At 70.0% G+C, this 14,244-nt stretch carries 9 protein-coding genes; 8 read left to right on the forward strand and 1 reads right to left on the reverse strand.

The annotated features are described in order from the left end of the window. Window positions 1-6: 6 nt before the first annotated feature. Window positions 7-2,520 carry a fibronectin type III domain-containing protein gene (locus EV192_RS10695; protein WP_132113920.1) on the reverse strand — a complete coding sequence of 838 codons (2,514 nt, stop codon included), beginning with the start codon at window positions 2,518-2,520 and terminating at the stop codon, window positions 7-9. 106 nt (window positions 2,521-2,626) lie between these two features. On the opposite strand from EV192_RS10695, the gene EV192_RS10700 reads away from it, so the two are divergent. From EV192_RS10700 to EV192_RS10730, 8 genes are all read left to right on the forward strand, one after another. After that, a complete protein-coding gene (locus tag EV192_RS10700) occupies window positions 2,627-3,262 on the forward strand; it encodes a nitroreductase family protein (RefSeq protein WP_132113922.1) in 636 nt (211 codons plus the stop codon). A 61-nt stretch (window positions 3,263-3,323) separates the two neighbouring features. Continuing rightward, a complete protein-coding gene (locus tag EV192_RS10705; RefSeq protein WP_132113924.1) occupies window positions 3,324-6,359 on the forward strand; it encodes a type 2 lanthipeptide synthetase LanM family protein in 3,036 nt (1,011 codons plus the stop codon). A gap of 29 nt (window positions 6,360-6,388) precedes the next feature. Next, a complete protein-coding gene (locus tag EV192_RS10710; protein ID WP_132113926.1) occupies window positions 6,389-6,586 on the forward strand; it encodes a hypothetical protein in 198 nt (65 codons plus the stop codon). Window positions 6,587-6,660: 74 nt separating this feature from the next. Continuing rightward, window positions 6,661-9,582: a helix-turn-helix transcriptional regulator gene (locus tag EV192_RS56765; RefSeq protein ID WP_132113928.1), complete on the forward strand. Its 2,922-nt coding sequence runs from the start codon at window positions 6,661-6,663 to the stop codon at window positions 9,580-9,582. 148 nt (window positions 9,583-9,730) lie between these two features. Then, a complete protein-coding gene (locus EV192_RS56770; RefSeq protein ID WP_279493094.1) occupies window positions 9,731-9,862 on the forward strand; it encodes a hypothetical protein in 132 nt (43 codons plus the stop codon). 76 nt (window positions 9,863-9,938) lie between these two features. Beyond that, window positions 9,939-12,503, forward strand: coding sequence for a class III lanthionine synthetase LanKC (gene lanKC / locus EV192_RS10720; RefSeq protein ID WP_132113930.1), 2,565 nt, complete (start codon window positions 9,939-9,941; stop codon window positions 12,501-12,503). Continuing rightward, window positions 12,496-13,044: a flavoprotein gene (locus tag EV192_RS10725; protein ID WP_132113932.1), complete on the forward strand. Its 549-nt coding sequence runs from the start codon at window positions 12,496-12,498 to the stop codon at window positions 13,042-13,044. Before lanKC ends, EV192_RS10725 begins: the two co-directional genes overlap by 8 nt. Further along, window positions 13,037-14,233: an MFS transporter gene (locus EV192_RS10730; protein WP_132113934.1), complete on the forward strand. Its 1,197-nt coding sequence runs from the start codon at window positions 13,037-13,039 to the stop codon at window positions 14,231-14,233. The genes EV192_RS10725 and EV192_RS10730 overlap by 8 nt, the downstream gene beginning before the upstream one ends. The last annotated feature ends 11 nt before the right edge of the window (window positions 14,234-14,244 follow it).

Consider the following 14,244-nt stretch of genomic DNA (forward strand, 5'->3'; position numbering starts at 1 on the left):
GGTCACCTACTGGTCACGCCACCGGGCGACGGACACCGCGTACAGCCCTTTGTCCATGGTGTCGAAGGCCACTGTGGACCCGTCCTCGCTCAAAGCGGGTTTGGTGTCGGGCGATCCGTACGAACACACGGGTACGGGCAGGACGAGTTCACGCTGGGACTGCTGGTCGTAGACCTCGGTGAGATCGGGCACGTTGTGCGAATAGTCCTCCAAGCCGACGTAACAGCCCGCCGACGTGTTCCCGTCCCGGCTGACCGACAGGTCCTGGATGTGCACGTAGTCGTCCTTGGTGGGCCGCACCGGCACCGGGTTCGCCCCCGGCGTGGTGGCGATCCTGGTCAAGGGTGCGGGAGACGGGTTGACGTCGCCGTCGGGCGAATAGACGATCGACTGTCCGTCGCCGCTGATCGCGAACCCGAAGTGGCCCAGGCTGGCCGCCACCGAGCGGATCTGGCCGCTGACGGTGTCCAGGAGATTCAACTGCGACCGCCTGGCCACGGTATACGGGTACTCGAACACGTATTTCGTCGCGTCGTCGGACACGGCGAAGCCTGGCCGGATATCGCACGAGCTGTCGCAACCCGCGACCTGCGTGACCTGACCCGCACGCCAGTCCGCGCGGTAGATGGTCCCCCGTGCGTTCGAGTCGGTGCTGCCCCAACTTGTCCAGCGCCCGTCCGGCGACAACTGGACACGGTTCACCCCTGTTGTCGCGACGACTTGCGAGGTCCCGGACGTCAGGTCTCGCACCGACAGTGTCTGCGGGCCGGAAGGATCCCTGTGCGCGTACGCGACGACCGAGCCGTCCTGGCTGATCGCCGCCGGCCACCGCCGGAAGGCCGTGCCCGAGTCCATCCCGTCGACGACGATGACTTCCCCGGTCGTCAGGTCCTTGCGCAGCAGTCGCGAGCCAGCGGGCTCACTTGTTCGGGACGGCTCGGGCACCAGCGTGTTGTTGCTGGCCGTCGTGATGAGCGCGTACCGCCCGTCGCCGGATATCGCGACCAGCAGGGACCGCGCCGAACCCGGGACGCCGTGCGCGTCGACGTCGACGCGGGTCACCGGTACCGGCATCACCACGCCTGCCACGGATGGGGGCGACGAGCCATAAATGTTGTTCGCGGTCACCAGGATCGTGTACTTGACGTAGTCCGACAGCCCGGGAAGCACCACCTCGTACCGGCTCGCGTCGACGGTCACACTGGCGCCGCCCGGCTGTGCCGTGATCGTGTAGCTGGTCACGGGCGCGTCCCCGTCGTCGTCCGGCCGGTACCACTGGACGAGCGCGGCCTTCTCGCCGAGAACGAGCTTGGCGAAGTAGGTCTTGGTGGCGGACGGGAGTTTCGGAGTGTAGAAGTAGCCGGTCAGGTCGACCAGCGCGTCGGTGGTACCGACCGCGTTGTACAGCCAGAGGTGGTCCTGCTTGGGGCTGACCACGACATTGGGCACGATCGAGCCGGCCGCCAGGTTGACGTTCGACGTGGTCCGTCCGGAATCCACCGCCAGGTAGGTGTTCGCGGTCGGCAGCACGCCGGTGAGGTTGAAGACCGTCGCGTCTATCGTCTGCGGAACCGCTGGCAGCACGTTGGGCCAGTACAGCTTGGACGTGCTGACACCGCCGGGGAGAGGGCTGTCGAAGTTACGGGTGTCCAGGACCCGGCGAGGGCTCGTGGCCGCGTACCGGCTGTTGCTCCTGGGGCTGAACCAGCCCTGCACGTCCACCACCACATGGGTGCTGCCCTGGGAATTGCGGACGCGGATCGCGCCGTCGGCGCCGATGCCGACCACGGCGAGGTTCGCCCGGATCGCACCGGGGTCCAGATTCAACGTCGAGGTACCCGCCGCGCCGTCAGGTGTCGCGGCCAGGTACGTGGCGGCGGTCGGCGTCACGCCGGTCACGTTGACCACAACAGCCGTGACGCCCGGCGGAGTCTCCCATCGGTCGCGCACCGGGATCGTCACCACCTCACCCGGCCCCAACGGATGGCTGTCGGGACCGGACCATCGGGAGTCGAACAGCCGCTGTCCCGCCGCCGCGATGAAACCCGATCCCGACCCGGTGGCGAAGTACCCGGTCAGGTCGGCGACGACGTCCACCGAGCCCTGGGAGTTGAGGATCTTGATGGTCCGGTTCGCGCCCAGCGCGACGAACGCCGACACCGCGGCCGTCTGCCCGGTCGCCAGGTTCAGGGTCGACGTCTGAGCGAAGGTGTCCGGGAACACGCTCAGGAATGTCGGCGCTGTCCCGCCTGTCCCCGTCAGGTTGATCACCGCGCCGGTCGCGTCGGCCGGCAGTCCGGGCACGGCCACCGTGATCACTTCGTCCGGCCTGACCTGCCCGCGGTGCCCGCCGGTGGCGGTCCGCGTGTCCAGGATCCGCGACGGCGTCGGCAATGCTGTGTACAAACCGCCTGGAGGCGGGTACGGCGCCGACGCGTGCGCGGTGGCCGGCGCGACCACAGCCGACGCGACCATGGCAGCGACGACCAGTGCACGAGATGCCCAACGGCGTGTTCTCACGCGCGAAGAATAACGGGGACCCAGGTCGGTGATCTTCAGATTTTCGTTCACTACAGTTGAACGTCCTCTTCGGACACTCTCGGTGATCCGTGGTTAAGCTCGCGTTATGGACACCACGACCACGGACCATCTGCTGAGCACCACCCGCGCTGTCCGGCGCAAGCTCGATCTCGACCGTCCGGTGGAGCTCGACGTGATCACCGAGTGCCTGCGGCTGGCGATCCAGGCGCCCACTCCCGGCAACACTCAGCAGTGGCGCTGGCTCGTGGTCCGTGACCAGGCCGTCAAGAACCAGCTGGGGGCGTTGTTCCGCGAGGTCGGCAACGCTTACATGCGGGCGAAGGCGGCTGGGTTGGGTGAGGCGGCCAAGCATGGTGCGAATGCTCGTGCGATGGCGTCCGGGCAGTATCTGATCGACGTGATCGAACGGGTTCCGGTGTTCGTCATTCCATGTCTGCAGGGGCGGCCGCCGGTGGGGAACGCGGCGCAGTCGGTGTACTACGGCGGGATCTTCCCGGCGGTCTGGAACTTCCAGCTCGCGTTGCGGTCGCGGGGCCTCGGCTCCACGTTGACCAGCTACCACCTCGAACGCGAGGCGGAGGCTGCCCGGATTCTCGGCATCCCGGACGATGTGACGCAGGTGGGGCTGCTGCCGATCGGCTACGCCACCGTGCCTGACTTCAAGCCGGGGCCGCGCACGCCGGTCGAGGAGATCACTTACGTCGACAGCTGGGGCGCATGACGAAACTTTGGGTGCTGTCCACCCATGCCAGCGCGGTCGTGTGTGACGCACGCTTGCGGGCGTGTGCGCGACGCCGTTGGTTCCCCAGTTGTCCGACCGGATGCCGGCGCCGTTCTGGTGGGCGGCGGGGCTGAACCTGGCGGAGCGGTCGCCGGCCGGGCCCCGGACCGCCGACGCCGGCCCGGAAGCGCTCGCCCGGTTGGCGCAGTGGTCCGACGGGGCTGGGGTGGATCGGGCCGGGTTGCTCGCGCTGCTGGCCGAGTCGCCGCAAGCGCTCGCGGCGCGACGGGCCCGGCCGCGATGGGCCGAACTGGTGGAACGGGTGATCGCGCTGGCCCCGGAGACCCGCCGGCCGGTCCACCGCGTTCCACCCGCGCAGCGGGCCAGGCGCGGCGCGGCGTTGTTCGCCCCAGCGTTGCAACCCTTCGTGGACGTGGCCGTCGACAGCTTGCGGCGCTGGGCGGACCAGGCCTGCGTCGCGGACGTCTGTGTCGATCTGGACGCGGTGTGCGCGCGGTTCGCGGACGCGTTGGGCAAACGGCTGGCCGAGCTCGCCGCCCGCACTCTGGTGCTGGAACTCGACCTGGCCCGGCGAGCCGGCCGGCTGACCGGGCACACCGACACCGACCGGTTCGACGACTTCCTCGCCGGGGTGGCCACCGCCGACGGCCTACGCTCGCTCTGCGGCACGTATCCCGTTCTGGCAAGGCTGCTGGCGCAGGCCGTCCTGCACACAGTTGAGGCGTACCAGGAGGTGCTGCGGCGGTTCGCCACGGACCGCGCGGACATCGTGCGCGCTGTGCTCGACCGGGTCGATCCGGGCCGGCTGATCGCGATCGAGCACGGCGCCGGTGACACCCATCGTGCCGGACGGGCCGTGGCCGTGTTGCGGTTCACCGCGGGCAACGTGATGTACAAACCGCGATCCCTGGCCCTGCACGAACATTTCCAGGATCTGGTGGGCTGGCTCAACGTCCGGGTGCTCGGCCTCGGGTTGCGGCTGATCCGGTCGTTGCCGCGCGACTGCTACGGCTGGCAGGAATACGTCACGCACCGGCCCTGCGCCGACACCGCCGCGGTGGAACAGTTCTACCACCGGCACGGCGCACTGCTGGCGCTGGTGTACGCGCTGGACGGTACCGACGTGCATTTCGAGAACGTGATCGCCGACGCCGACCAGCCGGTCATCGTCGACATCGAAGCCCTGTTCCAGCCCGTGCTGCCGGTTTCCGCGGTCACCGGGGCGGATCCGGCCACGAAAGTGCTCGCCACGTCGGTGGCCGGCACCGCGTTGCTGCCGACGTTGCTGGCCGGCGAGCATGGCGCGGTCGACGTGTCCGGTCTCGGCGCGGACCGGGACGCGCCACTGCCGAACGACGTGGTGTCCTGGTCCGCCCCCGGCACCGACCGGATGCGGCTGGTCCGCACCCAGGCCGGCCTGTCTGGCGGCGCCAACCGCGCGTCCGTGGACGGGGCCGACGTCGAACCGCGGCATTACGTCGGCGCGTTGCTGGCCGGATTCCATGCCGCGTACGACGCGATCATCCATGGACGCGACGAACTGCTCGCCTGGGTAACGCGTTGCGCCGACGACGAGATCCGGGTGTTGCTCCGGTCGACGCAGGAGTACGCGGCTCTGCTCGTCGAGTCGACCCACCCGGACGTACTCCAGGACGGCCTGGACAGGGACGCCGTGTTCGACTTGCTGTGGTCGGCCGCGCGGAACGAAGTCGCCCGCACGGCCGCCGCGCACGAAGCAACCGATCTGTGGCTGGGAGACGTGCCGATTTTCGTGACCACGCCTGGTTCCACGGATCTGCGCAGCGGACGTGGTGAGCGGATCGCCGACGCGCTCGACAGTCGCGGGCTGGATCGGGTGGCGGCGAAGCTGGCTGGTCTTGGTGAACTGGACCGGCAACGCCAGGAGTGGGTGATCCGCGCGGCCATGGCGACCCGCGCACCGACCCGTTGGCACGCGCCCGCCGCCGCACTGGCCGGCACGCCGACCGCGGTGGTGCCGGATCCTGACCGGTTGCTCACCGCCGCGTGCCGGATCGCGGACGAGATCGTCGTCGACGCCGTGTTCGACGACCACCGGGTGAACTGGCTCGGGATGGAGCCGGTCGGTCCGGACCACTGGGCGGTGCGCGCCATGGGTGCGGGGCTGGCCGACGGGTACACCGGGGTGGCGTTGTTCCTCGGCCAGCTCGGCGCGCTGACCGGAGTGGCGCGATACACCGACCTTGCCGGCCGCGCGATCGCCCCGCTCCCCCGGTTGCTTGACGCGCTCGCAGCCGACGAGGAGCAGGCGACGGTTGCCGGCTGCGGTGCGTTCGCCGGTCTCGGCGGAATCGCCTACGCACTGGCCCGGTTGGCCGATCTGTTGCCGGACAAAGCGCTGCGCGACTGGCTCGCTGTGGCTGTGCCGCTGGTCGGAAGGTCGGCCACGGACTCGGCGACCGGTGTGGCGGACGGGCTGGCCGGCGGTTTGGCCGCGCTGCTCGCGGTGCACGACCAAACCGGTTCACCAGCGGCTGCCGACTGGGCGGCCGTGCTGGCGGGCCGGTTGGCGCTGGCGGCCAAGCCCGACCAGACCGGATTTCTGTACGGCCGCAACGGCATCGACTGGGCGCTACGGCGGTTTCATGGTGCGGCACCCGGCGGCACGGCTGTGCGCGAATGGTCGACTGACGCTGATTTCGGTTGGTGTCACGGCATTGCCGGCACGGTACTGGCCTCCGGCGGAAGTCCCGAGCTGGCCGACCGGTTCGTCCGGGCGGTCGCCGGCCGGCCGCTGGCCGACGACATGTCGCTGTGCCATGGTGAACTGGGCGTGCTGGACGCGCTCACGGCCATGTCGGCGTGGCACGAACAAGCCGCGGCCGTGCGGGACAGGCGCACCGCGGCACTGCTTGGCGTCCTGGAACGAGTCGGCCCGCGCTGCGGGACCCCGGACGGCATCGTCGTGCCGGGGCTCCTGACCGGCCTGGCCGGGATCGGCTACGGCCTGCTGCGGCTGAGCCGTGGCGCGCGCGTGCCGTCCGTGCTTCTCCTGGCCACGGACGACACAGTCACCACCAAGGAAAGTCCTAAGTAGACAGAGAAGGACGGGAGACACTGGACCGCATGGACATCGAGCCGCCCTGTACGGACAAGTCCGAGGAACAGGAGAACGAGCACCCAGCCGGCCGGATTCGCCTGCGAGCGCGGGCGATCAGCGCCCGCGCCAGCGTGCTGGCCGGCACCGGCCTGCTCGCCATCATCGCCATGGAGGACAACATCACGCTGGTCAGCCGGGGCACTTTCAGCTGGATGTGCGGGTAACCGCGCGTCCGGCGGTACCCGGTACGCCGATTCGCCGAGTTATCCGGGTGTGTGCCCTGGTTTAGTGTCCGATCATGGGGACACGCGCGCTGCGCCTGATCGGCCGGACCGGCGAGATCGCGGAGGTTCGCGACGCGCTCACCGCGGCGCGCGACGGGGTCGGCGGATCGGTGTTCATCCTCGGCGAGGCCGGGGTCGGCAAGTCACGGCTGGCCGCGGAAGGTGTCAGCCTCGCGATCGACGCCGGGATGGCGGTGTTGCGCGGCCGGTGCAGCGCACTCGGGCCGATCCTGCCGTTCCGGCCGCTGACCGAGGCCGTGCTGTCCGTGGCCCGCCAAGGGGAACTGCCCGGGGAGGAGGAGCTGGGGCCGTACCGGTCGGTGTTGGGCCGGCTGGTACCGGAATGGGGTATCGCCGACGGCGACATGCACGGCGCTTCGTTGGTCGTGCTCGCCGAGGCGGTGCTGCGGCTGACCGCGGTGGTCGGCCGGGGCCGGGGCTGCCTACTGGTCCTTGAGGACTTGCATGACGTCGACGTGGAGACGTTGGCCGTCATCGAGTACCTGATCGACAATCTCGACGGGCAGCCCACCCTCCTCCTCGCGACCGCGCGCGGCGAAGCGGTCCGAGCGGTGGACGTCGTCCGGTTCGCCGCCCGCCGGCGCAGTGGCACCATCCTGGACCTGCGCCGGCTCGACCGGCTGGAGACGGTGGCGCTGGTCGGCGCCTGCCTCGGCATCGAGGCGGGCGCCGTGCCGGCCGACGCGGCGGAACTGCTGTGGCACAACAGTGTCGGCAACCCGCTGGTGCTCGAAGAACTCGTCCACGCGATGGTCACGAGCGGGCAGTTGACCAGCGGACCGGACGGCTGGCGGACGGTCCCGAACATGCGGACCGAGATCCCGGCCACCCTCGTGCGTAGCATCGCCCTGCGCACCGACCGGCTGGACGTGTCCGGCCGGGCCGTCCTCAGCGCCGCGGCCGTTCTCGGCCAACGGTTCTCCATGTCCGTCGTGCAACGGGTGACCGGGCTCGACGACCAGGCGCTGCTGCGCCAGTTGCACAGTTTGGTGGCCGCGCAACTGGTCGACCCGGACGAGCACGGCGTCGACTGGTACGCGTTCGGGCATCCGCTGATCGGCGAGGCGTTGCTGGCCCAGCTGACCCCGGCGGACCGCAATGCCGGCTGCCGCCGGGCGGCGGAGGCGATCGGCGAGCTGCACCCCGGGCTGCCCGGCGACTGGTGTCAGCTGGCCGCGACGCTGTGGCTGACCGCGGGCGAGGTGACCATGGCCGCCGGGTTGTTCGCCGACTCCGGCCGCCGTGCGCTGGCCGATGGCGCGGCTGGTTCGGCCATCACCCTGTTGTCCCGCGCCGAACGGCTGCTTGACGAGTACGGCGATGTCACCGGCCGGGCCGAGGTCCTGGAGATCCTGTTGTACGCGCTGGCCGAGGCCAACCAGTTGGACCGCGCGTTCCGGCTGGCCGAGACCATTCTCGGGGACGGGTCGGTGCTGGAGCCGCGGCGCCGGGTGGCGTTGTGCGTCCGGCTGGCGTGGCTGGCCAGCATCGCCGGCCGCCCGGAAGTCGGTGAGGCGCAGGTCGCCGAGGCCCGGCTGGTGCTCAGCCAGCTGCCGCCGACCGAGCAGAACCCGGCCGCGATCGACGCGGTCGCCGCGCACCTGGCGTTGGACCAGCCGGGGCCCAACCGGTTGACCGAGGCCGAACACCTGGCGCGGTCGGCCCTCGCCGCCACCGCCCCGGCCACCCAACCGTTGACGTGCTGCCAGGCGTGGTACGCGGTCGCGGTGATCGCGCGGGAGCGTGACCTGGCCGAGTCCAACGCGTGTTTCGAACAGATGCGGGTGATCGCGCAGGCCCATCGCCTGCCGATCTGGCTGCACTACGGCCGGACCGGGCCGGCGACCAACGCCTGGCTGGCCGAAGGGGACGTGGACGCCCTCGCCACGGTCTCGCACGAGGCACTGCGGGTCGGCGCGATCAACGTGGCCAACACCGTTGACGCCGTGCGCACCCTGGACGCGGTGCTGTGCGCCGAATACGAGCGGGCGACGGAACTGCTTGCACTGCAACTGGCCGAGGCCCGCAGGCTGCAATTGCTGACCGTAGAGCGCTATCTGCTGATGACCCGCGCGGTGCTCGCCGCCCACCAGGGCCGACGGCCGGAGATGGACCTGGCGTACACGGAGTTTCTCGACCGAGGCGGTGACCGGTCCCGGGAACTGCCGCTCGCGTTGGGCATGGCCCGTGCGTTCTGCGCGCTGACCGAGGAGAACCGGGAACTCGCCGAGCAGGAGCTGACCGCGGTGGTGGCCCGGCAGCGGGAGAACCCGACCACGTTCTACCTCGCCGGCAGGCACGGCCTGTACCCGCTGCTGCGGTGCCTGGCCACGGAGACCGAACCGCCCGAGTTCGACCGGCTGCGCGCGGTCGCGGCGGCGGACATGCGGTGGAACCGGCAGTTCGCGCACTTCGCCGACGCCGTGCTGCTCGGCCGGTCCGGGCACGCCCAGGCGGCCAACGTGGCGATGGCGGCCGGACTGCGGGCCGCGTCCCGGTATCCCCTGGCCCGGTACCTCGGCCTGCGCCTGGTGGCGGACTCGGCGTACGCGAACGGTTGGGGCGAGCCGGTGACCTGGCTGCGGCAGGCCGAGGACTTCTTTCACCGGGCGGCCATGCCGGCGGTGGCCAGTGCGTGCCGCGCCGCCCTGCGCCGGACCGGGGTGCCCGCGCCGCAGCACACCACCGACGCCGAACGGGTGCCGAGCCGGTTGCGCGACCGTGGGGTGACCATCCGGGAGTTCGAGGTGTACGAGCTGGTGCTGCAACGGCTGGCGAACAGGGAGATCGCCGCCCGACTGCACATTTCCCCGCGCACAGTGGAGAAACACGTGGCGAGCCTGCTCGCCAAGACCGAAGTGGACGGTCGGGCCGCGCTGATCGCCAAGGCCGCCGACCAGGCCGGGGGCCGCTGAGCGGCAGGACTGGGTGCTCACCACGTAGCCCGTCCGGAACGCCGGTGCGGCGAAGTTTGGGTGCCGCGCACCCATGCCCGTGGTCGCCGGACTCGGTGAGACTGCCGAAGGAACAAAGTTTCCCGGTCTGAGAAAGGTTGTGACCATCATGATGAACAGTGTTCTGGCACTGGCCGAGCTGGGCGCCGAGTCCGAGGGTACGGGTTTCGTCACGGTGACCGTCAGCGGCAACAGCAACGACTCGCACCAGTGTGGCAGCAACCACAGTGAGGGCTGCTGACCAGTAGCGAACCAGGTCCGTCCGGTCCGGGAAATCGTTTTCCCGGACCGGACGGCCGCGCCCTTGGGAGAACTCCATGCAGAACTACCGATTCTTTCGCGGCTACACGCTCGCCGACCCGAGGTTCTACGAGGATCTCGGCGTTCTTCCCGAAGGTGACCTGGAACGCGAGGTGAACGTGGTGCGGTCGGCCGACGTGCGTGTCTCGCGGCGCGGCCCGTGGGTCATGTGCAAGCCGACCGACGTCGTGACCCCGCCGCATGGTTGGAAGATTCACGTTTCAGTGGTGCCCGCGCAGGCCCGGGACGCACTGCGGGTCGTGCTCGCCGAATTCGCCCGCGAGCCGTTCCATTTCAAGGTCATCCGCAATTCCCAACTGGTGGTGTCCGCGACCTCCCGATGGTGGCCGCCGGGCCAGGTCGGCAAGATCTTCGCGATCTATCCGCGGGACACCGCGGACTGCCGCGCGTTGCTGGAACGACTGCACGGTGTGCTCGGCGATTTCGAAGGCCCGTATGTCCTTACGGACCGGCGTTATCGGGATTCGCTGTGCCTGTACTACCGCTACGGCGAATTCAGCAACGAATCGTTGATCCGTTCGGACGGCACGTCGGCGGCGGTCCTGCGCGGCCCGAACGGCGAGGAATGGCTGGACGAACGGACGCCCGCGTACCGCAAACCGCCGTGGGTGCCGGATCTCTTCCCCGAGCCACCGGCCGAGCCTGTCTCGCGGGACATCAACGGCTATGTCGTGACCGAGGCGCTGCACCACACCGGGTGCGGCGGCATCTATCTGGCCGAGCGGCAATCCGACCAGACCAAGGTCATCCTCAAGGAATCCCGGCCACGCACGGCGTTCGGAGCCGACGGGGCGAGCGGGCAGATCCGGTTGCGGCGCGAGTTCGAGGCGTTGACCGCGGCACGGGGGACCGGGGTGGCCCCCGAGCCGATCGAGCTGTTCCAGGTGTGGGAACACCTCTTCCTGGCGGAGGAGTTCATCGACGTCGGACCGCTGGCCATGTTCCTGGCCGCGCGATCGCCACTGGCACACGGGGATCTCAGCCCGGCTGCGCTCGACCTCTACCGGGCGCAGGTCCGGACCGTGATGGCCAACCTGCGAGCCGCCATCGCCGCCCTGCACGAGCGCGGTATCTGCTACGGCGACATCTCGATGACCAACATCATGGTCGAGCCGGAGACCCTGGCGGTCCGGCTGGTGGACTTCGAGTCGAGCCTGCCGTTCGCCGAATGGACCGGGGAGAACCCGGCCACCCAGGGATACCGTCCGCCGCCGGGATCGACGGCGTGGACCGATCCGCGACGGCTCGACGAGTTCGGCGTCGCGTCGATCGAGATGGCCCTGATCAGCCCGCGCAATGTGTTGCGGGACTTGAATCCGCACGCGCTGGTGCGGTGCGTCCGGCACGCGGCCGGCTTGCTGCGGTACCCGCTCGGCGACCTGCTGGAGCGGCTCGACCTGCCGACGCCGGACGACGATCCACCGCCCGACCTGGACGTCCTGGTCAAGGACGCGGTCCGGTTCATCGAGAACACGCTCACCCCCGACCGGGCCGACCGGCCGTTCCCGACCTCGCCGCAGATGTACGTGACCAACCCGTGGTCGGTGTCGTACGGCGTGGCCGGGGTGCTGCGTGGGCTGCACCGGCTCACCGGGCAGGTCCACTCGGGCCTGCGGGACTGGATGGACCGCAACGCGGCCGGGCTCGACAAGCTCCCGGCCGGCCTCTACTTCGGACTGTCCGGGGTCGGCTGGACCCTGCTCGACGTCGGCGAGACCGACCGCGGCCGCGAGCTGATCGACCGGGCGGACCGGACCGCGCCCGACGACCTGCCGGCCACCGTGCTGGACGGGACCGTCGGTATCGGTCTGGCGCGTCTGGCGGCGTGGCAACGCGTCGGCGACGGCGACGATCTGGCGGCCGCGGCGCGCATCGGCGACCATCTGATCGACACCGCGAGCGACTCGGGCATCGGCCTGTGGTGGCCGCGCCCGGAGGCGAAGAAGCATCCGCTCGGTTACGCGCACGGATCGTCCGGTGTCGCCGCGTTCCTGCTCTACCTGCACCTGGCCACGGGTGACGGCAGGTACTTCCGGACCGCGCGCCGCGCCTTGGACTACGAACTCAACCAGTTGACGCCGCGCGGCGGGAGCGGGATCGGCCTGCCCGGCCACGCGGACCATCCGTTGCTGGAGCCGTACTGGGAGCGCGGATCGTCGGGGTTCGGCGGTGTGCTGGCGCGGTTCTGCCGGGTGACCGGCGACGAGCGCCTGAGGCCTACTTTGGACCATCTGGTCTCGTGCACGCTCCAGGGCACCGCGGTGTACCCGGGCCTGGTCAACGGGATGTCCGGCATCGTCAACTTCGCGTTGGACTGCCGGCACCTGCTGGGCGGCGACTCCTACCGGGACCTGGCCGCCGGCATGGCCGAGGGGGTGCTGGCGATGGCCTGCCCGCAGCCGGAGGGGCTGGCGTTCCCCGGCCACGGACTCCTGCGGTACAGCAACGACTTCGCCTCGGGAAGCATGGGGATCGCCCTCGTGTTGGACAGGTTGCGCCGAGGCGGGCCGGACTTCAACTACACCCTCGACGAGCTGCTCCCGGAGTCCCCCGATGCGTGACGACGCGCTGTCGGTCATCGTGTGCGGGTCCGCTGTGGCCGTGCGCATGCCGGAATACCTTGCCGCACTGAGAGAACACAGCCCGCTGCCGCTGCGTGTGCTGATCACCCACAGCGCAACCAAGTTCCTGACACCGTGGGTGGTCCGATGGTACGCCGACGAGGTCTACCCGCCGGACAACATCGACCTCAACCCCACCGAGTTCGCGTTACGGTCCCGGTGTGTCGTGGTCCTGCCGGCCACGGCCAACCTGTTGGCCTCGGCGGCGCTCGGGCTCGCGTCGACAGCGGCGCAGACCGTCCTGCTGTCCGCGCCGCCACCGGTGGTGTTCTTCCCGGCGATGAACCGACACATGTGGGAGCACCCCAGGATCCGCCGTCATGTGTCCACTTTGCGCGGTGACGGGCACGTCGTGGTCGACCCGATGGAACGGGAGGTCTACGAGTACTGGCGGCGCGAGGTGACCCTCGGCATCGCGCCACCGCCGGCCGACCAGGTGGCGAAGATCGTGCACGCGCAGCTGGTGGCCCGGGATGGCTAGCACGCTGACACCGTTGCGACGGCCGGACTTCCGCCGGTTCTGGCTCGGCAGCGGCCTGTCCACGTTCGGGTCCCAGCTGACCGAACTGGCCCTGCCGCTGCTCATCCTCGACCAGACGCACTCCCCTGTGCTGGCCGGCGTGGTCGGCACCGCGCGGATGATCACCTACATGATCGTGCAGCTGCCCGCCGGGGTCGTCGCCGACCGGCTGGACAGGCGGGCGCTGCTGCTGTTCGGCGAGGTGTTCCGCGGCTCGATCGTGGTGGTGATCGGCGTCGCGCTCGTCCTCGGCGCCCCACTGCCGATCGTTCCGTTGGCGCTGCTGATGGTCGCCGGGACCGTGATGTCCGCGGTGGCCGACCCGACCCGCCAGGCGGCCATGCGCCACCTGGTCGGCGTCGACGAGATGCCGTCGGCGCTGGCGTTGAACACGATGTCCAGCCAGACCATGACGTTGATCGTGCCGCTGTTGGGCGGCGTGTGCTACCAGGCATGGCCGGCGCTGCCGTTCCTGGTCGACGCCGCCAGTTATGCCGTGTCGTTTGTGGTGCTGTCCTTCGTCACCGTCTCACTCGGCACCGGCACCCGGGAGCGGCGGTCGATCCTGGCCGATGTCGGGGTCGGGCTCCGGTTCGTCTGGACGTCGAGGTTCCTGCCGCTGTACCTGGTCTGGTCGGCGTTGGGGAACTTCGTGACGGCCGGCGTGATCTTCGTGCTGGTCATCACGGTCCAACCCAGTGGTGGCTCGACGCTCGGGCTCGTCATGAGCGTCGTGGCGCTCGGCGGTCTGGCCGGAGCCGCCCTGGCGCCCCGGACGGCGAAACTGCCGACCGCGTGGGTCGTGTCCGGCGGGATCGGACTACGCCTGCTCGCCGCCTGCGCGATGGCGGTCCACCCCACACCGGTCGTCCTGGCGGTGGGCACGACCCTGATCATCCTGCTCGGCCCGTCGATCCTCATTCCGTACGGCGCCCACGTGTACACCGTGGTTCCCGACCACCTCACAGCCAGGGTGCAGAGCGCGATGGTCCTGGTCGGCGGGTCGCTGTATCCGTTCGCCGCGCTCGCCACCGGCCTGCTCATGGAACTGACGTCCACTCCCGTGACACTGCTCACCCTCGCCGCGCTTTTCGCCGTCCTGCTCAGCGTCTCCGTGCTGCCCAGGATGCGCCTGCCGAACCGATCTTGACCGGTTCCCTC

Origin of the sequence: Actinocrispum wychmicini (assembly GCF_004345645.1) — a bacterium.
Classification (GTDB): Bacteria; Actinomycetota; Actinomycetes; order Mycobacteriales; family Pseudonocardiaceae; genus Kibdelosporangium; species Kibdelosporangium wychmicini.